The following is a 20752-nucleotide window of genomic DNA, read 5'->3' on the forward strand; positions in this document are numbered from 1 at the left end:
GCCCAGATGCGCGGTCGGGGCCCAGCCTTCCCAGCGGCCGGCCTGCATCTCGGCCAGCCCCTCGGGGATGCGGCGGGGGGCGGCCCGCCTCAGGGCGATGGCCACGTCGGCGGGGTCCTCCGGCGCCGCGCCCGGGGGGGCGGGCCGGTTCGGTGCGGTCTGAGGGGCGGATTGCGCCGGATCGGCGGGGTCGCTGGCCATGCGGGCTTTCGCTGGTTCCAATTTCGCGCCAGTTGTTACATAGCCATGCGGCACAAGACCAGCCTCGGCGTCTAACATGTCCGATACCCGTATCTCGCCCGCATCTGTCTCTGCCGCAGCGACGGCGGCTGACCACCGGCCCGTCGGCCCGGCGCGCCCGGCCCGGAACGGCCTGTTCCGCATGGCCCGGACCGTGGTGGCGCTGATGCTGCGCGAGATCTCGACATCCTACGGGCGGTCGGCCGGCGGCTATGTCTGGGCGCTGGCGGACCCGATCCTGGGCATCGCGCTGCTGACGGCGGTGTTCCAGGGCGCGATGGGCAACACCCGGCCGCTGATCGGCACGAACTTTCCGCTGTTCTACGCCAGCGGCTACCTAGTCTTTCAGATGTATCACGACATCGGCAACAAGGTCGCACAGAGCCTGCGCTTTTCGCGCCCGCTGCTGGCCTATCCTGCGGTGACCTTCGTCGATGCGCTGATCGCGCGGCTGATCCTGAACACCGTCACCCACGTCATCGTCTTTGCCGTGGTGATCGGGGGGATCGCGATGATCTTTCGCCTGCCGATGGTGATGGACGTAAGCACCGTGCTGCGCGCGCTGGGACTGACGGCGCTGTTCGGGGCCGGCGTGGGGACGATGAACTGCTTTCTCAGCATGCGGTTCCCGGTGTGGGAACGGGCCTGGTCGATTCTCAGCCGGCCGCTGTTCCTGATGTCGGGCATCTTCTACACCTACGGCCTGATGCCCCGCGCGGTGCAGGAGGTGCTGTGGTGGAACCCGATCCTGCAGCTGGTCGGGCTGATGCGGCGCGGGATCTACAGCGTCTATCCCGCCGACTACGTCAGCGAGGGCTATATCGTGTCGCTGTCGCTGGTGCTGCTGGCCAGCGGCCTGCTGCTGATCTGGCGGCGCTATCGCGACCTGCTGGAAATGGTCTGAGGCTCAGCCCCGCCCCAGCCCGTCGATGATCGCCCGCAGCGTGGCGATGCCGCGGCCCTTTTCGGACGAGGTCACGACCAGTTCCGGAAAGGCCGCGGGGTGGCGCTGCAGCTCCGATTCGACCTGCGCCAGCGTCGCCGCCAGGGTCGTTGCGCCGATCTTGTCGGCCTTGGTCACCACGACCTGGAAGGGCACCGCCGAGCGGTCCAGCAGGGTCATGATCTCGTGGTCCACCAGCTTGACCCCGTGGCGCGCGTCGATCAGCGCAAAGGCCCGCCGCAGGGTCGGCCGGCCGGCGAGGTACTGTTTGAGCAGCGCCTGCCATTTCGCCACCACCGCCACCGGCGCCTGCGCGTAGCCATAGCCCGGCAGGTCCACGAGGTAGCTGTGATCTCCCAGGGCGAAATAGTTGATCTCTTGCGTCCGGCCGGGCGTGTTCGAGGCTCGGGCGATGCCCTTGCGGCCGGTCAGCGCGTTGATGAGGCTTGACTTGCCCACGTTCGAGCGGCCGGCAAAGCAGACTTCGGGGCGGTCGGCCGGGGGCAGGCCGTCCATCGCGACGACGCCCTTGACGAAATCGACCGGGCCCGCGAACAGCAACCGGCCGGCCTCGGCGGCCTCGTCGGACGGCTCGGGCGCCTCGGGGAACGCGACCTTCACAGGATTTCCACCGCATCGCCGGGACGGATCGTGCCGCCCTGCCGCACCTCGCCATAGATGCCAAAATCAGTGTTATCGAACAGCCGTTGCAGATCGGCGGGCATGTCCCCGTCCAGCCGACCCGTCCGGGTATCGGCGCTGGTCGCGGGGCAGCGGTCGATCCGCTCGGTCAGTTTCACCACCACCTCGCCGATGCGCAGCGTGTGCAGGCGCAGGTCATGTTCGGCAAAGGGCTCCCACCCGTCGATCCACAGATTGCCGCGCCAGCGGTCTGTGCCCAGGCTACGGCCCAGCCGCTGTTCCAGCGCGGCCAGCGAGGACAGCGACAGGATCGACACGAAAGGCTGCTTGACGTCCGCCAGCGCCTGCGGCCCCTCGACCAGCCGCGCGGGCGGGGCCTTGCCGCTGTCGGCCCACAGCGGCGCCACCCAGTCCACCAGCGCCTGCGGATCAGCTGCGGGTTCGACCGACAGGGGCGGCAGGTCGGGATGGGTGAGGGTCAGCGTCTCACCCTGCCATCCGCCGCGCACCGCCTGCAGCGGGGCGGCCGCGGCGCCGCGCAGGAAGGCCGACTTGGGCAGCCATTTTTCCAGCCGCCCCTCGGTCAGATGGTGCAGCGCCGCCTGGTGCAGCACGCCAAAGCGGCGGTCGCCCGGCAGCGGCTGCCTGGGCGTCAGCGTGACCTCGGCCAGCTCTTCCCCGCCGATCGACTTGACCGGATAGCGGAAGATGCGGGCGAGTCGCGCGGTCATTTCCGCTTCAGCCTCAGGCTGTCGCGGACGTTCCCGAACAGCTGCGGCGGGTGCCCGTGCATCGACATGATGGAGTATTGCTGAACGATCGTGATCAGGTTGTTGGTGATCCAGTAGAGCACCAGGCCGCTGGCGAAGCCGCCCAGCATGAACATGAAGATCCACGGCATCCAGGCAAAGATCATCTTCTGGGCCGGGTCGGTGGGCGCCGGGTTCAGCTTCTGCTGCAGCCACATGGTGATGCCCAGCACGATCGCCAGCAACGGCAGCGACAGCGAATGCAGCATCGAGCCCTGCGCCGGCGGCGCGAAGGGCAGCAGCCCGAACAGGTTCAGCAGCGACGAGGGGTCCGGCGCCGAGAGGTCGCGGATCCAGCCGACCCACGGCGCGTGGCGCAGCTCCAGCGTGACGAAAATCACCTTGTAGAGCGAGAAGAAGATCGGGATCTGCAGCAGCATCGGCAGGCAGCCGGCGGCCGGGTTGACCTTCTGGCTCTTGTAAAGCGCCATCACCTCTTGCTGGTACTTCATCTTGTCGTCGCCGGTGCGGGCCTTGATCGCCTCCATTTCCGGCTGCAGTTCGCGCATCCGGGCCATCGAGACGTAGGATTTCCGCGCTAGCGGGAACACCAGCAGCTTCAGCACGAAGGTCAGGGCGATGATCGACCAGCCCATGTTGCCGATCATCCCGTTCAGCCAGTGCAGGACGCGGAAGATCGGCTTGGTCAGGAAATAGAACCAGCCCCAGTCGATCGAATCGACGAAGCGGTCGATGTTCTTGGTCTGCTGGTAGTGGTTGATGGTTTCCCATTCCTTGGCGCCGGCGAACAGGTAGCTGGCCGAGGACAGGACGGTGCCGGGCGCCACGGTCTGCACCGGCAGGCGGGTCTCGGTCTGGAAGATGTCGGCGCCGGGGGCGTATTTCACCACCGAGGTGAAGGCCTGGCCGGGGGCCGGGATCAGCGTGGTCATCCAGTACTTGTCGGTGAAGCCGATCCAGCCGTTGGTGGCGGCCTGCGCGACCAGCGCCGGGCCTTCGCTACCCACCGGGTCGAACTTGACCATGTCCTTGTACTTCTCCTCGACCAGCTTGCCGTCGGTCATCCCGACCGCGCCCTCGTGCAGGACGAAGAAGTTCTGGGTGTCGGGCTTGCCGTGCCGGGCGAGGATCCCGTAGGGCGCGGCCGCGAAGGGCGCCGCGCCCTTGTTTTCAAGGCTCTGGGTGACGGTGAACAGGAACTTGTCGTCCAGCTCGAAGGTGCGGCGGAAGATCTGGCCGGCGCCGTTGTCCCAGGCCAGTGTGACCGGCTGCCCGGGGGCGAGGGTCGAGCCGCTTTCCACCGTCCAGGTCGTCGCGGGCGAGGGCACCAGCGCCGGGTCGATGCCGGGGCCGGGCATCCAGCCATAGACGGCGTAATAGGGTTTCTGGACGACGACTTCGGGGTCGGCGCCGGGGGCGACCGGGGTGCCCTTGGTCGTCAGCCGCGGCTGCGCGGTCGGCGACAGCAGCCGGACAAAGGGCGAATTCGGGTCCAGCGTCTCGCGGTAGCCGGTCAGCAGCAGGTCGTCGATGCGCCCGCCGGCCAGCGAGATCGAGCCCTCCAGCGACGGCGACTTGATCGCCACCCGCGGCGCGGTCAGCACCGGATCGTCGGCGGCGCCGATCAGCGTCGGGCTGGGCGCCGCCTGACCGGCAGGCGCAGCCGGGGTCGCCGGGGCGGTGCCGGGCTGGCCCTGGGTCTGGGTGACGGCGACCGGATCGGCGGGGGGCGGCGGTTCCGGGGCAAAGAAGGCATACCACCCGACCATGACCAGTGCCGACAGCACCATGGCGAGGATCAGGTTGCGGTTGTTGTCGTCCATGCTTGGACCCCGGTTCTATGGGCAAATACGCGGTGCTTTGACCGGAGCCCCCTGCAAAGGTCAAGCGGATTGAGCGCCGCCGACCGTCGGGACCGGGGGCCAGCCCCCGGACCCCCGGGATACTTTAGACTGCCCGAAGGCTCAGATGGGCGTCACGATCCGCTGGTCGTAGAGCCGGGCGATGTCGTCGGGATGGCACAGCTCGGTTGCGGGGGTCATGCAGGTGGCCGAGGCGGCGGCCGCGGCCAGCCCCAGCGCGTCGGGCAGCGACAGGCCGCGGGCCACGCCCAGCGTGTAGCCCGCGACGAAGCTGTCCCCCGCGCCGACCTTGCTGACGATGGGGACCCTGTGCGCCTCGACATGCCAGCGGCCATCGGGGCCGGCGACGATGTTGCCGTCGCTGCCGCGCGCGATCAGCACCGACCGCGCCGCCCCTGCCGCAACCAGCGCAAAGGCGAAATCGGCCGTGTCGGCGCGCGAGGGCAGGGGGCGGCCGGCGAGGCCCTCGGCCTCGGCATCGTCCATGCGCAGCACCTCGACCGGGGCGTCCTGCCCGGCCGCGACCGCGGCCAGCGCCGCGCCCGAGGTGTCCACGAACATCCTCGCCCCGCGGCGGTTCAGCCGCGGCGCCAGCATCGCGGCGAATTCGGCCGGCACGCCGGGCGGGTTCGAGCCGGACAGCACCACGATCCCGCCGGCCGGGGCGGCACCGGCGATCGCGTCCAGCGCCAAGCCGACATCGGGCGGCATCCAGTCCGGGCCGGGCAGCACAAAGCGGTATTGCCCGCCGGTCCCGCGGTCGGTCACCGACAGCGACTGCCGCGTCTCGCCCGGCGCGTCCAGCCGCAGCACCGGCAGCCCGGCCTCCTGCAGCAGCGCGCAGAGGCGCTGGCCGGTTCCGCCCCCCAGCGCCACCAGCGCCGTCGAGCGTCCGCCCATCCGCGCCACCGCCCGGCTGACGTTGATGCCGCCGCCGCCCGGGTCGATCACCGGCGCCGCGCAGCGCAGCTTGAGATCGGGCACGACTTCGGCCGCGCTGGTCGACAGGTCCAGCGCCGGGTTCAGCGTCACGGTCAGGATCGGGGCCTGCGCGCCGCTGCCCTGCGGGATCATTCCCACCACCGGTCGATCCGGGCGATGTCGTCGTCGGACCAGCCGAAGTGATGGGCGAATTCGTGGATCACGACGTGGCTCACCAGCGCCCCCAGCGTGACGTCGCCACGCTCGGTCCACTCGTCCAGGATCGCGCGGCGATACAGATGCACCGTGTCCGGGAAATGCTGGGGATCGGTCGCCGATTTCTCGGTGAGCGGGATGCCGTCATAGAGGCCCGTCAGCTCCAGCGGGTCGTCGATCTCGAGCTCGTCCAGCACGTCCTCGCCGGCGAATTCCTCGACCCGCAGGATCACGTCCTGGGCATGGCCGGCGAATTCCGCGGGCAGGCCGGCCAGCACCTGGCGGGCCAGCGCCTCGATCTCGGCGGCGGACGGCGCGGGCTGTTCGGTCCAGTCGGTCATGCGCGTTCCTCCGGTCACATGGCGCCGATATGGACAAGAATCGCCCGGTATGAAAGAGCGGGCGGATCAACGGAGACCGCCATGACCACCACCCGTTTCGCGCCCTCGCCGACCGGCCACATCCATGTCGGCAACCTGCGCACCGCGCTGATGAACTATCTGATCGCGCGCAAGGCGGGCGGCAGCTTCATCCTGCGGCTGGACGACACCGACCGCGAGCGGTCGAAACAGGAATACGCCGACGGCATCCAGCGCGACCTGGAATGGCTGGGCCTGACCTGGGACCGGATCGAGCGGCAGTCCGACCGGCTGGACCGCTATGCCGAGGCCGCGGACCAGCTGCGCGCGGCCGGGCGGCTGTACGAGGTCTTCGAGACGCCGACCGAGCTGGATCTCAAGCGCAAGAAGCAGCTGAACATGGGCCGCCCGCCGGTCTATGACCGCGCCGGGCTGGCCCTGTCGGACGACCAGAAGGCCGCGCTGCGGGCCGAGGGGCGCGAGGGGTACTGGCGCTTCAAGCTGGACCAGGACCGCATCGAGTGGCCGGACGGGATCATCGGCGACGTGTCGATCGACGCGGCCTCGGTCAGCGACCCGGTGCTGATCCGCGCCGACGGGCAGGTGCTGTATACCTTCGCCTCGTCGGTGGACGATGTGGACATGGGCGTGACCGACATCGTGCGCGGGGCCGACCACGTGACCAACACCGCGACCCAGATCCAGATCATGCAGGCGATGGGCGGCACCCCGCCGCGATTCGCCCATCACAGCCTGCTGACCGGCCCGCAGGGCGAAGAGCTGTCCAAGCGGCTGGGCACCCTGTCACTGCGCGACCTGCGCGAACAGGGCGTCGCGCCCGAGGCGCTGCTGTCGCTGATGGCGCGGCTGGGATCGAACCAGCCCGTCGCGCTGCGGCTGTCTCTGGACGAGCTGGCCGAGGGGTTCGACCTGTCCCAGTTCGGCGCCAGCCCGACCAAGTTCGACGCCGAGGATCTGTGGCCGCTGACCCGCGAGCGCAACCAGCACCTGCCCTTTGATGCGGTCGCCGACCGGATCGCGGCGATGGGCGTGCCGGCCGAGGTGGCGCCGCAGTTCTGGGCGGTGGCGCGGCAGAACATCACGCGGCTGGACGACCTGGACGGCTGGTGGACGCTGATGCGCGACGGCGCCACCCCGGTGATCGACGCCGAGGACGCCGACTTCGTCCGGCAGGCGCTGGACATGCTGCCGCCGCGTCCGTGGACGGCGGCGACCTGGGGCGACTGGACCGGGGCGGTCAAGGCCGCGACCGGGCGCAAGGGCAAGGGGCTGTTCATGCCGCTGCGCAAGGCGCTGACCGGCATGGATCACGGCCCCGAGATGGCCGAACTGATGCCGCTGCTGCAGACCGTCCACGCGGACTGACGCCGCATTTTTCTGACGATCTGAACGGCCTCGCCCTGATCGGCGGGGCCGTTCGCATTTTTGCGGTTGACAGAAATCAAACCCGACGCAATTACTCGGCTATTCCCGACCAAAGTGGTCGGCTACTTTCATCGGAGGCCAAGATGAACGATCTCACCTTCCGCAGCGGCGAGCCGACGATGGTGCCGGTCCTGCCCAACCTGCCCCTGCACGACGCCACCCAGCTGACCGCCGGCGGCAACCTCGCCCAGATCGCGCTGGACGGGCAGGTCTACACCCTGCGCATCACGCGCGCCGGCAAGCTGATCCTGACGAAGTAACCGCCGCCCGTCGCCGCCCCGACGTCACGTCGCCAGCATCCCGCGCAGTCCCAGGATCGCGTCGTGCAGCTTGCGTTCGGTGGGTGACAGCGGGTGGCCGGCGCGGTGGACGAGGAACCAGTTGCGCATGATCGGCAGGCCCGGCACCTTCATCCCGACCAGCCGCCCGTCGGCCAGCTCCTGCAGCACCGTGTGCTGGCTCAGCAGCGCGATGCCCATCCCGGCCATGACCGCCTGCTTGATCGTCTCGTTGCTGTCCATCTCGACGGTGTCGAAGGGATAGCCCTTTCCGGTCTGATCCAGCCAGCGGGTGGCGAGGATGCGGGTGCCCGACCCCTCCTCGCGCAGGATGAAGGTCTCGGACAGCAGCTCGGCCACCGGCACCTGCGCCATCCCCGCCAGCCGGTGCCCGGCGGCGGCGATCAGCAGATGCGGGTGCGGCGCGAGGATTTCGGCATCGACCGCCGGGATGCGCGGGGGGCGGCCCATGATGGCGAGGTCCATGCGGCCGCTGGCCAGCCCCTCGATGACCGACTGGCGGTTGCCGACGCGCAACTGGACCTCAATCTCGGGCAGGGTCGCGCGCAGGCGCTGGACGAAGTGCGGGGCGAAATACTTGGCGGTCGAGACCGTTCGCAGCACCACCCGGCCGGTCCGACCGGCACGCAGCGCGCCCACGTCCTCGGCCAGCCGCGCCAGCTGGTGCTCGACCGCCGCCGCGGTCTGCGCCACGCGGCGGCCGATCTCGGTCAGCTCCGACCCGCCGCGGGCCGAGCGGGTCAGCATCGGCGTCCCGAACAGGTCCTCGAGCGCCCGGATGCGCGCGTGCAGCGCCGGGGCGGTGAGGACCAGCCGGTCCGCGGCCCCGGCATAGGACCCCTCGGCCGCCACGGCCAGCAAGGCTACCAGCGGGTGGAACCCGCGCTGGATACCTTGGGCAACATCACCTTCAACTACACGTCCACCGACACGTCGGACTTCGTCCCGACCGCCAGCGTCTCGTAAGGAGGACCAGATGCGTATCACTCAGGGCTGCTTCCTTCCTGCCCGATCTCACCGACGACGAGATCAGCGCGCAGGTCGACTACATGCTGTCGCGCGGCTGGGCGGTCGGGGTCGAATACACCGACGAGCCCCATCCCCGGAACAGATACTGTGGGGTCACCCGATGTTCGACCTCAAAGACCCCAAGGGCGTGATGATGGAGCTGGACGAGTGCCGCAAGGCGCATTGCGACGACTATATCCGCCTGATCGCCTTTGATCCGACGCGCGGCTTCGAGACGGTGACGATGTCCTTCATCGTCAACCGCCCCAAGGTCGAGCCGCAGATCGTCATGCGCCGCACCGAGGTGGACGGGCGGTCCATCCGCCATACCCACGAGGTCGTGCGCTGACCTGACTGCCGGACCGGGGGTTTCGCACCCCCGGACCCCCGCGGGATATTTGCGCAAAGAAGAAGGGGACCACGCGATCGATGCCGAGACCACGCCGGACAGCATCAACCTGCGCGCGGAATACGAGGAATCCGGCGTCCGCGAGGTGCTGGACGAGCTGATCGGGCTGGCGCCGGTCAAGCAGCGGATCCGCGAGACCGCGGCGCTGCTGCTGGTGGACCGGGCGCGGGCGCGGCTGGGGCTAAGCCACGAGACTCCGACGCTGCACATGTCGTTTACCGGCAACCCCGGCACCGGCAAGACCACCGTGGCGCAGAAGATGGCCAGGCTGCTGCACCGGCTGGGCTACGTCCGAAAGGGCCACGTGGTCAGCGTCCTCCGCGACGACCTCGTCGGCCAGTATATCGGCCACACCGCGGCGAAGACCAAGGAAGTGCTGAAGAAGGCGATGGGGGGTGTGCTTTTCATCGACGAGGCCTATTACCTCTACAAGCCCGACAACGAGCGGGATTAAGGGCAAGAGGCGATCGAGATCCTGCTGCAGGTCATGGAAAACAACCGCGACAATCTGGTCGTCATCATGGCGGGCTACGCCGACCGGATGGACCGGTTCTATTTGGCCAATCCGGGCTTCCGGTCGCGGATCGCCCATGACATCGACTTTCCCGACTATTCCGATGACAAGTTGGGCCGGATCGCCGACACCATGCTGGCCGGGCAGGGCTATTGCTTCGACGAGGCCGCCCGGGCGGCGATGGACGACTATGTCGGCCTGCGCCGCGCCCAGCCGCATTTCCCCAATGCCCGGTCGATCCGCAACGCGCTGGACCGCGCGCGTCTGAGGCAGGCCAACCGGCTGTTCCAGCAGGACGGGCCGGTCAGCGCCGCCGACCTGTCCACGATCACAGAGCCCGACCTGCGCGCCAGCGGCGTGTTCTCGGGCGGGCTCGACCCCGATGGCAGCCGCAAGAGAGACGAGGCATGAGTTTCAATCCCCCCTTCAATCGGCGCATCAAGATCGCGCCGTCGATCCTGTCCGCCGATTTCGCCGATTTCGGCCGCGAGATCCGCGCCATTGAGGATCAGGGCGCCGACTGGGTCCATGTCGACGTGATGGACGGCCATTTCGTGCCGAACCTGACCTTCGGGCCGCCTGCCGTGAAGGCGTTCCGCAAGCACGTCACCACGGTCATGGACGTGCATCTGATGATCGCGCCGGTCGATCCCTATATCGAGGCCTATGCCGAGGCCGGCGCCGACATCCTCACCGCCCATGTCGAGGCCGGGCCGCATATCCACCGCACCCTGCAGGCGATCCGCGGCGCCGGGATGAAGGCGGGGGTGGCGCTCAACCCCGGCACCCCGGCCGAGGCGATCCAGCACGTGCTGGACCTGACCGACCTGGTCTGCGTGATGACGGTGAACCCGGGCTTTGGCGGGCAGAAGTTCATCGACATGACCGCCAAGGTCCGCCGCCTGCGCGAGATGATCGGCGACCGCGAGGTGCATGTCGAGATCGACGGCGGCGTGACGCCGGCCACCGCACCCCTCGTCGCCGCGGCGGGGGCCGACGTGCTGGTCGCGGGGTCGGCGGTGTTTTCCGGTGGGTCGGTGTCGAACAGCGCCCCCTATGGCGAGAACATCCGCGCCATCCGTGCGGCGGCCGAGGCGGCGCTGTGAAGTTCAGCGCGCTGATCTTCGACGTGGACGGGACGCTGTCCGAAACCGAGGAACTGCATCGCCGGGTCTTCAACGAGGCGTTCGCGGCCCGAGGTCTCGACTGGCACTGGACGCGCGAGGACCATCGCGAGCTGCTGCAGACCACCGGCGGGAAAAAGCGCATCGCTGCGTTCCTGTCCCGGCGTGGCGAGGACCCGGCCGCCCATGACATCGCGTCGCTTCACCGCGACAAGACCGACCGCTATACGGCGCTGATGTCGGGGGGCGAGATCGCGCTGCGCGACGGCGTGGCCGCGCTGATTTCGGATGCGCGGGCGGCGGGGCTGAAGATCGCCATCGCCACCACCACCAGCCGCCCGAATATCGACGCCCTGATCCGGGCGACGCTGGGGAGCGAGGAGTCGGAGCTGTTCGACGCCATCGCCGCCGGGGACGAGGTGGCCGCCAAGAAGCCGGCGCCAGACGTCTATCTGCTGGCGCTGGACCGGCTGGGGGTTCAGGCCGACCGGGCGGTGGCGCTGGAGGATTGGCTGAACGGCCTCGCCTCGGCCCAAGCCGCGGGGATCGCCTGCATCGTGTCGCCGGCGACCTATACGCAGGGCGATGCGTTTCCGGCCGACACGCCGCTGGTCGGCAGCTTTGCCGATCTGGGCGGGATCGCCGGCATCGCCGAACGGCTGGGGGTGTCGGCATGATCGTGATCTTCGATCTGGACGGCACGCTGATCGACAGCGCCCCCGACATCCACGCCACCGCGAACACGGTCCTGGCCGGCGAGGGGCTGGGCGATCTGGACCTGCCGACGGTGCGCAGCTTCATCGGGCGCGGCGTGCCGCATCTGGTCGGCCGGCTGCTGGGTGCCCACGGGATCGAGGACGCGCCGCGGCGGGCGCGGATGATGGCCGAGTTCGGCCGCCACTATGACAGCGCCGTCAACCTGACCACGGTGTTCCCCGGCGTCCCGCAGGCGCTGGCGCAGTTGCGCGCGCAGGGGCACGTCCTGGGCATCTGCACCAACAAGCCGGTGTCGCCGGCCCGCGCGATCCTGCGCCATGTGGGTCTGCTGGACCATTTCGCCGTCGTCATCGGCGGCGATTCCTGCCCCGAGCGCAAGCCGCATCCCGCGCCGCTGCTGCTGGCGCGCAGCGCCTGCGGCAAGGGTCCGGTGGTCTATGTCGGCGACAGCGAGGTCGATGCGGAATGTGCCGCGGCGGCCGGGTTGCCGCTGGTGCTGTACACCCACGGCTATCGCCACGCCCCGGCCGAAACGCTGCCGCACGCGGCGCTGCTGGACGACTTTGCGCGCCTGCCCGAGGTGCTGGACGCCCTCATGCCGGCCAGCTGAGGCAGAAGGTCAGCGCCGCGCCGCCGCATTGGGCGAGCGCCACGGCGGAGAGATCGTGGGCGCGCCAAAATAGAACCCCTGCAGGCAGTCGATCCCGAGGTCGATCAGGAAGGCCGCGTCGTCCGCCGTTTCGACCTGTTCGGCGACGGTGAACATGTCGAAATGCCGGGCGATCGACATGAGCGCCTGGGTCAGCACCTGGTTGTCGGGATGTTCCGAGATTTCCCGGATGAACTGCCCGTCGATCTTGATCAGGTCGAACGAGAAATCGCGCAAGTAGCGGAACGAGGTATAGCCCGCGCCGAAATCGTCCAGCGCAAAGCTGATCCCCTGGCCCTGCAGGTCGCGCATGAACGGGCCGACCTGTTCGGCAAGGCCCATCGCCGAGCTTTCGGTGATTTCCAGGATCAGCCGTTCGCCGATGCCGGGATCGGCCGCCAGCCCGTGGCGCAGGGTGCGGATCCAGTCGGGATAGGCGATCGAGCGCGCCGACATGTTCACCGACAGCCGCAGGCCCGGTTCCTCGGCCAACGCGCGCAGACCCAGCGCCAGCGATGCGCAGTCGATCTGCCGCCCCAGTTCGCTGAGTTCGGCCAGCGGCATGAAATCGCGCAGCGGCACGATGCGGCCGGTTTCGTCGATGATGCGGATCAGCCCTTCGTAGAAGGCCGGCCGGCTGGGGCGGTCAGACTGCACGATGGGCTGGAACGCCAGGACCGCGTCCCCGCGTTCCACCGCCCGCCGGACGGTGGACATGGTCAGCCGCGCCTGCTGGTCGGCCGCGAAATCCAGCGGTGAAGAAAGCCCCGCGAGGGGTGCCCTGTCAGTGTCGAATTGCATCGCCGTCCCTCGCGTCCTTCGTGTCGTCACTATGACCACGATGCGCTAACAGGCGGTGAACGCGACCGCTCTTCTGCCGAAAGGGTTAACCGGATGGACTGCGAACGTTGCCCCTGGTGCGGGACCGATCCGCTGTATCAGGCCTATCACGACCACGAATGGGGCGTGCCGGAACATGATTCGCGGGCACTGTGGGAAAAGCTGGTGCTGGACGGGTTCCAGGCCGGGCTCAGCTGGATCACCATCCTGAAAAAGCGCGACAATTTCCGTCGCGTCTTTGATGACTTCGACCCCGAACGGGTCGCCCGCTGGGGTGAGGAGGAGGTCGCCCGCGCATTGTCCGACGCCGGCATCGTCCGGCATCGCGGCAAGATCGAGTCAACCGTGCAGGGCGCCAGAATTTACCTAGAATTGCAGGAAAGACCCGGCGGGTTCGCGGGCTTCCTGTGGGGGTTCGTGGGCGGCGAACCGATCCAGACCAACCCCGCCACGCCCGCCGACGTGCCCACCGAGTCGGCCGAATCGCGGGCGATGTCGCGGGCGCTGCGGGCCGATGGCTTCCGCTTCTGCGGGCCTGTGATCACCTATGCCTTCATGCAGGCGACGGGGATGGTGAACGACCACCTGACCACCTGCCACCGCCACCGCGCGGTCGCCGCGCTGGCCCGCTAGTCCGCGGTCATCTGGTCGATCAGCGCCAGCGCGGCGGGCGAGGACCAGTCGGCGTCGCCGGTCATCCGGGCGACCTCGTTGCCCTCGGCGTCGATCAGGATCGACACCGGCATCGCCAGCACCCCCATCGCACGCGCCAGCGCCATCTGCGGGTCGGTAAGCCGGGGCAGGTCGGTCACCCCGGCCTCGGCGAAGAACTTGTCGATGGCCGGCGGCGGGTTCCTGCCCGAGGCGACGGTCAGGACGGCGAAATCATCGCCGCCCCTGGCCTTCTGCAGCGCGTCGAGCGACGGCATCTCCTCGCGGCAGGGGGCGCACCAGGTGGCCCAGAAGTTCAGCAGCACGACCTTGCCCTTCCAGTCGGCCAGCGTGTGGGTGGCGCCCTCGACATCGGTGAACTCGACCTGCGGCGCCGGGGCCACCTTCGATTCGATCAGCTTGGGCAGCCCCGCGTCCCGCGCCGCTTGCCAGTCCACCGGACCCGCGATGGCTGCATTTGCAGCGAAAACGAGGGATGTATAAAGGGCGAGCGACCGCAGCATGTGACCTCCAGGAACCGAACCGATGACCGACACGCCCGAGACCTCCCCGACAGCCAACAGCATGTGGGGCGGGCGCTTTGCCGCCGGGCCGGACGCGATCATGGAGGCGATCAACGCCTCGATCGGGTTCGACCAGCGGATGAGCGCCCAGGATATCCGGGGCAGCCGGGCCCACGCGGCGATGCTGGCCGCGCAGGGCATCATCAGCCCTAGCGACGCCGAGGCGATCCGGGAAGGGCTGCTGACGGTATTGTCAGAAATCGAGGGCGGGCGGTTCACCTTCTCGACCGCGCTCGAGGACATCCACATGAACGTCGAGGCGCGGCTGAAGGAGCTGATCGGCGAGCCCGCCGGCCGGCTGCACACGGCGCGAAGCCGCAACGACCAGGTGGCGACGGATTTCCGGCTGTGGGTGCGCGATCAGTGCGACGCCGCGGTGCAGGGCCTGCGCGCGCTGATCGGCGCGCTGCTGGCGCAGGCCGAGGCGGGGGCGGACTGGGTGATGCCGGGCTTCACCCATCTGCAGACCGCGCAGCCTGTGACCTGGGGCCATCACATGATGGCCTATGTGGAAATGCTCGGCCGCGACATCGGCCGCTTCACCGACGCGCGAGCGCGGATGAACGAATGTCCGCTGGGCGCGGCGGCGCTGGCCGGGACGGGGTTCCCGATCGACCGCCATGCGACGGCGCAGGCGCTGGGGTTTGACCGGCCGACGGCGAACAGCCTCGACGCGGTCAGCGACCGGGACTTCGCGCTGGAATTCCTCAGCGCCTCGGCGATCTGCGCCACCCATCTGAGCCGGCTGGCCGAAGAGCTGGTGATCTGGTCCTCGGCCCAATTCCGCTTCGTCGCAATGTCGGACAAATGGTCCACCGGGTCGTCGATCATGCCGCAGAAGCGCAACCCCGACGCGGCCGAGCTGATCCGGGCCAAGATCGGCCGCATCCTGGGCGCCGCGGTGGCGCTGTTCACGGTTATGAAGGGCCTGCCGCTCGCCTATTCCAAGGACATGCAGGAGGACAAGGAGCAGGTCTTCGACGCCGCCGACACGCTGATGCTGGCGCTCGCGGCGATGACCGGGATGATGTCCGACCTGACGGTGAACCGCGACAGGCTGGAAGTGGCGGCCTCGAGCGGGTTTTCCACCGCCACCGACCTTGCCGACTGGCTGGTGCGCGAGGCCGGGCTGCCGTTCCGCGACGCCCATCACGCGACCGGGGCGCTGGTCGCCGCGGCGGAACGGCGCGGCGTCGATCTGCCCGACCTGACGCTGGCCGAAATGCAGGCGGTCAATTCTGCGATAACGCAGCAGGTCTATGCGGTTTTGGGCGTTCACAACTCGGTCGCTTCGCGGCAGTCTTACGGCGGAACCGCGCCGGATCAGGTGCGGGCACAGATCGCCCGCTGGAAGGGCGCGATGGAGGGATGGAGATGATTCGCACGATGATGGCGCTTGGCCTGCTGGCCGCTCTGGCGGCCTGCGGGATCGACGGCCCGCCGCAGGCGCCAGCGACGACCGTGACCGTCAAGCCGGGCGTGACCGTATCGGGCGACGCCCGGATCGGGATGCGCGGCACGCTGTAAGACCGACCGGGGCCGCGCTGGCCCCGGACCTGCGGCGACATCGGCGCCGAACTTCACCGGGCGGAAAGACCCGGCACGACGACACACCAAGGCAGAACGAGGGCAGGATATGATCGGCAGATGGGCAATGGCCACGGCGGCGCTGGCGGCGCTGGCGGCCTGCGGGGGCGAAACCAACCGCAAGGTGGTGGACGGCCCCGAAGAGGCGGTGATGATCCAGAAGGGGACCTATGTCTATGACCCCAACAAGCGTCACGCTCCGGTGTCGCTGTCGGGGTCGGACCTGGTCGGGATCGAGATCCGCTGAGGGGCGGCAGGGGCGCTCAGGCGGCCCCCGCAAACCCCGGCATCGCGGCCCGCGGCCGTTCAAGGCACGCCTTGGACACAGCCGGGCGGTCGCGCTATATCTGCGCGCCTATCGGGCGGCGCGGGGCGGCATGGATCATTTCAACTATCAGGGCGGCGAACTGTGCGCCGAGGACGTGCCGCTGGCCCGCATCGCGGCCGAGGTCGGCACGCCGGTCTATGTCTATTCGACCGCCACCCTGTCGCGGCATTTCAACCTGTTCCGCGAGGCGCTGGCCTGGACGGATCACCTGATCTGCTATGCGGTGAAGGCCAACTCCAACCTCGCCGTGCTCAAGCTCCTGGGGGCGATGGGCGCCGGCATGGACGTGGTGTCGGGCGGCGAATACGCCCGCGCCCGGGCGGCAGGTGTGCCGGGTGAGCGCATCGTGTTTTCCGGCGTCGGCAAGACCCGAGGCGAGATGGCGCAGGCGATTCAGGGCGGCATCCGCCAGTTCAATATCGAAAGCGAACCCGAGATGCAGGCCCTGTCCGAGGTCGCCGCGGGGCAGGGCGCCGTGGTCCCGGTCGCGGTGCGGGTGAACCCCGACGTGGACGCCCGGACCCACGCCAAGATCGCCACTGGCAAGTCCGAAAACAAGTTCGGCATCCCGATCGCCCGCGCCCGCGAGGTCTATGCCGAGGCCGCCCGCCTGCCGGGGCTGCGGGTGGTCGGCATCGACATGCATATCGGCAGCCAGCTGACCGACCTCGACCCCTACCGCCAGGCCTATTCCAAGATGGCTCAGCTGTGCCGCACCCTGCGCGCCGACGGCCATGCGATCATGCGGCTGGACATGGGCGGCGGCCTCGGCATCCCCTATCGCCGCGACAACGCCGCCCCGCCTTTGCCGATCGAATACGGGCAGGTCATCCGCGAGACGGTCGGCGATCTCGGCTGCGAGATCGAGATCGAGCCGGGCCGCAACATCGTCGGCAATGCCGGCGTGCTGCTGGCCTCGGTGATCCATACGAAACGCGGCGAGGGGCGGGACTTCCTGATCCTCGACGCGGCGATGAACGACCTGATCCGGCCGGCGATGTATGACGCCCATCACGACATCGTCCCGGTCCGCGAACCGGCGGTGGGGGCCGAGGTGGCGCCGGTCGACGTGGTCGGCCCGGTCTGCGAGACCGGCGACACCTTCGCGCGAGGGGTGCAGTTGCCCCCGTTGGGCGATGGGGAACTTGTCGCTTTCCGGTCGGCGGGCGCCTATGGTGCGGTCATGGCATCCGAATACAACTCGCGCCCGCTGGTGCCCGAGGTGCTGGTCGCGGGCGACCGCTTCGCGGTGATCCGGCCGCGCCCGAGCATCGACGAGATGCTGGGCCGCGACCGCATCCCGGACTGGCTGTAGCATGGCGCGCCGCCCCGATCCCGCCGTGGCGGAGCCGGGGGCAATGCTGTCCGCCGTGGCGGACCCCGCTGCGGGGGTGCCAGTCGCAGCGGATCCGATGGCGGCGCTGCCGCCACGGGCGCGGCGTGCGATCGGGCTGACCCGGGTCGGGCTGTGGTGGGAACGCCTCGCGCGCAGCTTCTGGCTGGCGGCGACGCTGGCCGCGCTGGCGCTGGCGGCGCTGTGGCTGGGGCTGGTCGCCGCGCTGCCCGGCCCCGCGCTGCCCTGGGTGGCGGGGCTCTGGGCGCTGTTCTTCTGCGCGACGCTGCTGGCCGGGGGGCGGGTGTTCCGCCGCCCGACCCAGGCCGAGGCGGTCGCGCGGGTGGACAGCCGGCTGGCCGGCCGGCCGCTGAACGCACTGGGCGACCGGATGGTGCTGGGCGGCCCGCAGGCGGCGCCGCTGTGGCGCGCCCATCTGGCGCAGGCGCAGGCCGCCGCCGCCACCGCGCGGCCCATCGCCCCCGATTCCGGGCTGGTCCACCGCGACCCCTATGCGCTGCGGCTGATCGGGCTGACTGCGCTGGCGATGGCGGTGCTGTTCGGCGGCGCCGGACCCGCCGGGCAGGGGCTCGCCGCGATCGCCGCCAGCTGGAAACCCGCCCCCCGCCCGCCCGGCGAGACCGTCGCCGCCGGCCCCTCGTGGGAAGGCTGGGCCGAGCCGCCGCGCTATACCCGGCGCCCGACGATCTATCTGAACGCGCTCAAGGACGACGCACTGACAGTGCCGGAAGGGACCGAGCTGACCTTTCGCCTGTATGGCGAGGGGGCGCAGGTGGCTCAGGATGTCGGCCCCCCCGCGATCGAGGCCGACCCGCCTGCCGGCGCGGCCCAGGGCGCGTCTCAGGGCGCGTCCCCGGTCGAGACGCTGCGGTTCTCGGCCGTCCGCACCGGCCGGGTCGAGGTCGGCGGGCGCGACTTCGCGGTCACCGTGACCCCGGACGACGCCCCTGCCGTGCAGCTTGCGGCGCTGGCCGACCGGCGTGCCGACGGCCGGTTCGCGCAAGGCTTCACCGCCAGCGACGACAACGGCATCGCCGCGGGCAGCGCCCGCATCGAGCTGGACCTCGCCGCCGTCGACCGCCGTTTCGGGCTGAGCGCCGACCCCGAGCCGCGCGAGGCGCTGACGCTCGACCTGCCCTTGCCCGGCGCCGGCCAGCGCCGGCAGGTGACCGGAACGCTGTCCGCCGATCTGGCCCGGCATCCGTGGGCCAACCTGCCGGTGCGGGTGACGCTGAGCGTCCGCGACGGGATTGACCAGACCGCCGCTACTCCGCCCACGGCGATGATCCTGCCCGGCCGGCGGTTCTTCGACCCGCTCGCCGCCGGGCTGGTCGAGATGCGGCGCGACCTGCTGTGGTCGCGGGGCAACGCGGCGCGCTCGGCGCGGCTGATCCGGGCGATGCTCTGGCAGCCCGACCGCGCCGTGCCCGCCGAGGCCGCCCGCGCCGTGGTCGCCGCCGTGCAGGCGCTGGAAGGCCCGGCCCTGACCCCCGAGGCCCGCGACAGCCTGGCCGACAGCCTGTGGGACGCCGCGGTGCAGATCGAGGATGGCGGCCTGTCCGACGTGCTGGCCCGGATGCAGCAGGCGCAGGAGCGCCTGTCCGAGGCGATCCGCAACGGCGCCAGCCCCAACGAGATTCAGCGCCTGATGGACGAGTTGAAGGCCGCCACCGACGACTATCTGCAGATGCTGGCCGAACGCAACGAGGACCCGGCGGCGAAGTTCGACCGCTCGGAACAGCAGGGCGAGATGATCTCGGGCGACCAGATCCAGCAGATGATGGACGAGATCCAGCGGCTGATGAACGAGGGCCGTATGGCCGAGGCGGCCGAGCTGCTCGAGCAGTTCAACCGGATGATGGAGAACATGCAGGTCCGCGAGGGGCAGGGCCAGGGGCAGGGCTCGCGGTCCCAGCAGCGGCTGGGTGAGACCCTGCGCGAACAGCAGCGGCTGGCCGACGAGGCCATGCGCGAGGCGCAGCGCGATCCTTTCGGCGAGGGCCAGGACGGGCAGCAGGGTCCGCCGCAGGGCGAGGGGCAGCCGGGCGAGGGACAACAGGGCGAGGGCCAGCCGGGGCAGGGTCAGCAGGGTGAAGGCCAGCAGGGGCAGGGCGAGGCTCAGGGTCAGGGTCAGGGTCAGGGCCAGGGCCAGGGCTCGCTCGCCGATCGCCAGCGCGGCCTGCGCGAGGAGCTCGGCCGCCAGCGCGGCCTGCTGCCCGGCCGCGGCACCGCCGAGGGCGACGAGGCCGCCCGCCAGCTCGACCGCGCCGGGCAGGCGATGGAGGACGCGGAGGGCGCGCTGCGCCAGGACGACCCCGCGGCCGCGCTGCAGCGCCAGGCCGACGCCATCGAGGCGATGCGCGAGGGCATGCGCGCCCTGGGCGACCTGAACGACCGGCAGCAGGGCCAGCAGGGCCAGCCCGGCGCGGGCCAGCAGGGGCAGGAGGGCGAGCAGGGGCAGGCCCAGGGCGACGGCCAGGGCCAGTCCCGCGACCGCAACGGCCGCGACCCGTTGGGCCGCGAAACCCGTGGCCAAGGCGGCAACATCACCACCGGCGAGGCCCTGGCCGAGGGCGAGCGCCAGGCCGGCCGCGCCCGCGAGTTGCAGGACGAGATCCGCCGCCGGTCCGGCGAACCCGAACGGCCCCGCGACGAACGGGACTATTTGGGGCGGCTGCTGGATCGGTTCTGAAGGGGGAGGCGCGGCCGGGGGCATCGGAAGCGCCACGCTGGAAGCGCGCCGAATCGCCCCGACGAAGCGTCCGCACCTTCGTGGACATCCCGGCATCCCCCGGATTTCCGCCATCGCCCATTACCCGAGCGTCCCGCCCCAGATCATCCGGCCTTTGCGACGACGGCGGCGACGGTCGGCCTGACCCCGGCGGGGGGGCAGGGGGCGCTTGGCCGGGTTCGAGGGCGGGCTGGCGAATGCCGCATCTAATCTGTGGTCGCTGCTGGCCTGAGCGGGGCTTGGCGATGGCCCGCGGCTCAGTCGACCAGGCCTCGCAGCCGGTCGACGGCGGCGGTGGCGCGCTGGTCCAGCCAGTCGCGCCCCTCATCCACCTGCGCCCGCCACGCCATCAGCCTGGCGCCAAGCGCCCCCTGATCGGCGAGGCGGGGCGCGAGCGCATACAGCGCCACCGCCACCAGCGCGGCCATGACCGCGACGTGATAACCGGCATCATGGCGCCGCCGGGCGCGAGCGGCAGAGGCGGTCGGGCCGTAGGTGGGCTGGGACCCGACATGCGGCAGGCCCAGCCGCCGAGATTCCGGGCCGGGCGGCAGGGCC

General features: G+C 70.1%; 21 protein-coding genes and 3 pseudogenes. 14 read left to right on the forward strand and 10 right to left on the reverse strand.

Annotated features, from left to right (window positions below):
- A pseudogene (locus IC63_RS18875) lies at nt 1-201 on the reverse strand (hypothetical protein); the annotation flags it as partial.
- 76 nt (nt 202-277) lie between these two features.
- Here IC63_RS18875 and IC63_RS12705 point away from each other — a divergent pair.
- On the forward strand, nt 278-1144 hold the full coding sequence (locus IC63_RS12705; RefSeq protein ID WP_232222607.1) for an ABC transporter permease: 867 nt from the start codon (nt 278-280) through the stop codon (nt 1142-1144).
- Between the two features lie 3 nt (nt 1145-1147).
- Here IC63_RS12705 and yihA read toward each other — a convergent pair whose 3' ends face one another.
- The 5 genes from yihA to IC63_RS12730 all read right to left on the reverse strand — a co-directional run bounded on the left by yihA (nt 1148) and on the right by IC63_RS12730 (nt 5935).
- Nucleotides 1148-1804, reverse strand: a complete 657-nt coding sequence (yihA, locus tag IC63_RS12710; protein ID WP_036720923.1) for a ribosome biogenesis GTP-binding protein YihA/YsxC — start codon at nt 1802-1804, stop codon at nt 1148-1150.
- On the reverse strand, nt 1801-2556 hold the full coding sequence (locus IC63_RS12715; RefSeq protein ID WP_036720924.1) for an MOSC domain-containing protein: 756 nt from the start codon (nt 2554-2556) through the stop codon (nt 1801-1803). The genes yihA and IC63_RS12715 overlap by 4 nt, the downstream gene beginning before the upstream one ends.
- Nucleotides 2553-4418 carry a membrane protein insertase YidC gene (yidC, locus tag IC63_RS12720; protein WP_036720925.1) on the reverse strand — a complete coding sequence of 622 codons (1866 nt, stop codon included), beginning with the start codon at nt 4416-4418 and terminating at the stop codon, nt 2553-2555. The genes IC63_RS12715 and yidC overlap by 4 nt, the downstream gene beginning before the upstream one ends.
- Nucleotides 4419-4559: 141 nt before the next feature.
- Nucleotides 4560-5531: a 1-phosphofructokinase family hexose kinase gene (locus IC63_RS12725; RefSeq protein ID WP_036720926.1), complete on the reverse strand. Its 972-nt coding sequence runs from the start codon at nt 5529-5531 to the stop codon at nt 4560-4562.
- The gene (locus tag IC63_RS12730; protein WP_036720927.1) at nt 5528-5935 is read right to left on the reverse strand and encodes a metallopeptidase family protein; all 408 of its coding nucleotides are present in this window, start codon (nt 5933-5935) and stop codon (nt 5528-5530) included. The genes IC63_RS12725 and IC63_RS12730 overlap by 4 nt, the downstream gene beginning before the upstream one ends.
- Nucleotides 5936-6016: 81 nt before the next feature.
- Between IC63_RS12730 and gltX the strand changes: the two genes are divergently transcribed.
- Both gltX and hemP read left to right on the forward strand, forming a co-directional pair.
- A complete protein-coding gene (gltX, locus tag IC63_RS12735) occupies nt 6017-7339 on the forward strand; it encodes a glutamate--tRNA ligase (RefSeq protein ID WP_036720928.1) in 1323 nt (440 codons plus the stop codon).
- A 179-nt stretch (nt 7340-7518) separates the two neighbouring features.
- The gene (gene hemP, locus IC63_RS17555; protein ID WP_084115840.1) at nt 7519-7659 is read left to right on the forward strand and encodes a hemin uptake protein HemP; all 141 of its coding nucleotides are present in this window, start codon (nt 7519-7521) and stop codon (nt 7657-7659) included.
- A 24-nt stretch (nt 7660-7683) separates the two neighbouring features.
- On the opposite strand, the gene IC63_RS12740 is transcribed toward hemP, so the two are convergent.
- Nucleotides 7684-8559 (reverse strand): LysR family transcriptional regulator, encoded by an 876-nt coding sequence (locus IC63_RS12740; RefSeq protein ID WP_408633572.1) that lies wholly within the window; start codon nt 8557-8559, stop codon nt 7684-7686.
- Nucleotides 8560-8674: 115 nt separating this feature from the next.
- On the opposite strand from IC63_RS12740, the pseudogene IC63_RS12745 reads away from it, so the two are divergent.
- The 5 genes and pseudogenes from IC63_RS12745 (at nt 8675) to gph (ending at nt 12080) form a co-directional block, all read left to right on the forward strand.
- Nucleotides 8675-9055, forward strand: a pseudogene (locus tag IC63_RS12745) (ribulose bisphosphate carboxylase small subunit).
- Between the two features lie 76 nt (nt 9056-9131).
- Nucleotides 9132-10040 (forward strand): annotated as a pseudogene (cbbX, locus tag IC63_RS12750) (CbbX protein).
- Nucleotides 10037-10735 carry a ribulose-phosphate 3-epimerase gene (rpe, locus tag IC63_RS12755; protein WP_036720929.1) on the forward strand — a complete coding sequence of 233 codons (699 nt, stop codon included), beginning with the start codon at nt 10037-10039 and terminating at the stop codon, nt 10733-10735. Before cbbX ends, rpe begins: the two are co-directional and overlap by 4 nt.
- Nucleotides 10732-11430, forward strand: coding sequence for an HAD-IA family hydrolase (locus tag IC63_RS12760; protein WP_036720930.1), 699 nt, complete (start codon nt 10732-10734; stop codon nt 11428-11430). Before rpe ends, IC63_RS12760 begins: the two co-directional genes overlap by 4 nt.
- Nucleotides 11427-12080, forward strand: a complete 654-nt coding sequence (gph, locus tag IC63_RS12765) for a phosphoglycolate phosphatase (RefSeq protein WP_036720931.1) — start codon at nt 11427-11429, stop codon at nt 12078-12080. The genes IC63_RS12760 and gph overlap by 4 nt, the downstream gene beginning before the upstream one ends.
- 9 nt (nt 12081-12089) lie before the next feature.
- On the opposite strand, the gene IC63_RS12770 is transcribed toward gph, so the two are convergent.
- Nucleotides 12090-12920, reverse strand: coding sequence for an EAL domain-containing protein (locus tag IC63_RS12770; protein WP_036720932.1), 831 nt, complete (start codon nt 12918-12920; stop codon nt 12090-12092).
- 93 nt (nt 12921-13013) lie between these two features.
- On the opposite strand from IC63_RS12770, the gene IC63_RS12775 reads away from it, so the two are divergent.
- The gene (locus IC63_RS12775) at nt 13014-13592 is read left to right on the forward strand and encodes a DNA-3-methyladenine glycosylase I (protein WP_036720933.1); all 579 of its coding nucleotides are present in this window, start codon (nt 13014-13016) and stop codon (nt 13590-13592) included.
- Here the strand turns inward: IC63_RS12775 and IC63_RS12780 are convergent.
- Nucleotides 13589-14134, reverse strand: a complete 546-nt coding sequence (locus tag IC63_RS12780; protein WP_084115838.1) for a TlpA disulfide reductase family protein — start codon at nt 14132-14134, stop codon at nt 13589-13591. The genes IC63_RS12775 and IC63_RS12780 overlap by 4 nt on opposite strands.
- Nucleotides 14135-14156: 22 nt before the next feature.
- Between IC63_RS12780 and argH the strand changes: the two genes are divergently transcribed.
- From argH to IC63_RS12800, 5 genes are all read left to right on the forward strand, one after another.
- Complete coding sequence (argH, locus tag IC63_RS12785) at nt 14157-15572, forward strand: argininosuccinate lyase (protein ID WP_036720934.1); 1416 nt, start codon at nt 14157-14159, stop codon at nt 15570-15572.
- Complete coding sequence (locus tag IC63_RS17560) at nt 15569-15721, forward strand: hypothetical protein (protein ID WP_156965476.1); 153 nt, start codon at nt 15569-15571, stop codon at nt 15719-15721. Before argH ends, IC63_RS17560 begins: the two co-directional genes overlap by 4 nt.
- 109 nt (nt 15722-15830) lie before the next feature.
- Nucleotides 15831-16028, forward strand: coding sequence for a hypothetical protein (locus tag IC63_RS12790; protein WP_156965477.1), 198 nt, complete (start codon nt 15831-15833; stop codon nt 16026-16028).
- Between the two features lie 130 nt (nt 16029-16158).
- On the forward strand, nt 16159-17424 hold the full coding sequence (lysA, locus tag IC63_RS12795; protein ID WP_036720936.1) for a diaminopimelate decarboxylase: 1266 nt from the start codon (nt 16159-16161) through the stop codon (nt 17422-17424).
- Nucleotide 17425: 1 nt separating this feature from the next.
- Nucleotides 17426-20155 carry a DUF4175 domain-containing protein gene (locus IC63_RS12800; protein ID WP_232222609.1) on the forward strand — a complete coding sequence of 910 codons (2730 nt, stop codon included), beginning with the start codon at nt 17426-17428 and terminating at the stop codon, nt 20153-20155.
- 296 nt (nt 20156-20451) lie between these two features.
- Here IC63_RS12800 and IC63_RS18520 read toward each other — a convergent pair.
- Nucleotides 20452-20752: hypothetical protein (locus IC63_RS18520; protein WP_198026319.1), on the reverse strand; the 301-nt coding region annotated here is incomplete at its 5' end.

It is taken from the genome of Paracoccus sphaerophysae (assembly GCF_000763805.1).
GTDB classification, from domain to species: domain Bacteria; phylum Pseudomonadota; class Alphaproteobacteria; order Rhodobacterales; family Rhodobacteraceae; genus Paracoccus; species Paracoccus sphaerophysae.

What these genes read in the sequence shown, in the direction of transcription:
- IC63_RS12705 (WP_232222607.1), top strand. Translation starts at nt 278, where the DNA reads ATGTCCGATACCCGTATCTCGCCCGCATCTGTCTCTGCCGCAGCGACG.
- IC63_RS12715 (WP_036720924.1), bottom strand. Translation starts at nt 2,556, where the DNA reads ATGACCGCGCGACTCGCCCGCATCTTCCGCTATCCGGTCAAGTCGATC.
- yidC (WP_036720925.1), bottom strand. Translation starts at nt 4,418, where the DNA reads ATGGACGACAACAACCGCAACCTGATCCTCGCCATGGTGCTGTCGGCA.
- IC63_RS12725 (WP_036720926.1), bottom strand. Translation starts at nt 5,531, where the DNA reads ATGATCCCGCAGGGCAGCGGCGCGCAGGCCCCGATCCTGACCGTGACG.
- IC63_RS12730 (WP_036720927.1), bottom strand. Translation starts at nt 5,935, where the DNA reads ATGACCGACTGGACCGAACAGCCCGCGCCGTCCGCCGCCGAGATCGAG.
- gltX (WP_036720928.1), top strand. Translation starts at nt 6,017, where the DNA reads ATGACCACCACCCGTTTCGCGCCCTCGCCGACCGGCCACATCCATGTC.
- hemP (WP_084115840.1), top strand. Translation starts at nt 7,519, where the DNA reads ATGGTGCCGGTCCTGCCCAACCTGCCCCTGCACGACGCCACCCAGCTG.
- rpe (WP_036720929.1), top strand. Translation starts at nt 10,037, where the DNA reads ATGAGTTTCAATCCCCCCTTCAATCGGCGCATCAAGATCGCGCCGTCG.
- gph (WP_036720931.1), top strand. Translation starts at nt 11,427, where the DNA reads ATGATCGTGATCTTCGATCTGGACGGCACGCTGATCGACAGCGCCCCC.
- IC63_RS12770 (WP_036720932.1), bottom strand. Translation starts at nt 12,920, where the DNA reads ATGCAATTCGACACTGACAGGGCACCCCTCGCGGGGCTTTCTTCACCG.
- IC63_RS12775 (WP_036720933.1), top strand. Translation starts at nt 13,014, where the DNA reads ATGGACTGCGAACGTTGCCCCTGGTGCGGGACCGATCCGCTGTATCAG.
- IC63_RS12780 (WP_084115838.1), bottom strand. Translation starts at nt 14,134, where the DNA reads ATGCTGCGGTCGCTCGCCCTTTATACATCCCTCGTTTTCGCTGCAAAT.
- argH (WP_036720934.1), top strand. Translation starts at nt 14,157, where the DNA reads ATGACCGACACGCCCGAGACCTCCCCGACAGCCAACAGCATGTGGGGC.
- IC63_RS17560 (WP_156965476.1), top strand. Translation starts at nt 15,569, where the DNA reads ATGATTCGCACGATGATGGCGCTTGGCCTGCTGGCCGCTCTGGCGGCC.
- IC63_RS12790 (WP_156965477.1), top strand. Translation starts at nt 15,831, where the DNA reads ATGATCGGCAGATGGGCAATGGCCACGGCGGCGCTGGCGGCGCTGGCG.
- lysA (WP_036720936.1), top strand. Translation starts at nt 16,159, where the DNA reads ATGGATCATTTCAACTATCAGGGCGGCGAACTGTGCGCCGAGGACGTG.
- IC63_RS12800 (WP_232222609.1), top strand. Translation starts at nt 17,426, where the DNA reads ATGGCGCGCCGCCCCGATCCCGCCGTGGCGGAGCCGGGGGCAATGCTG.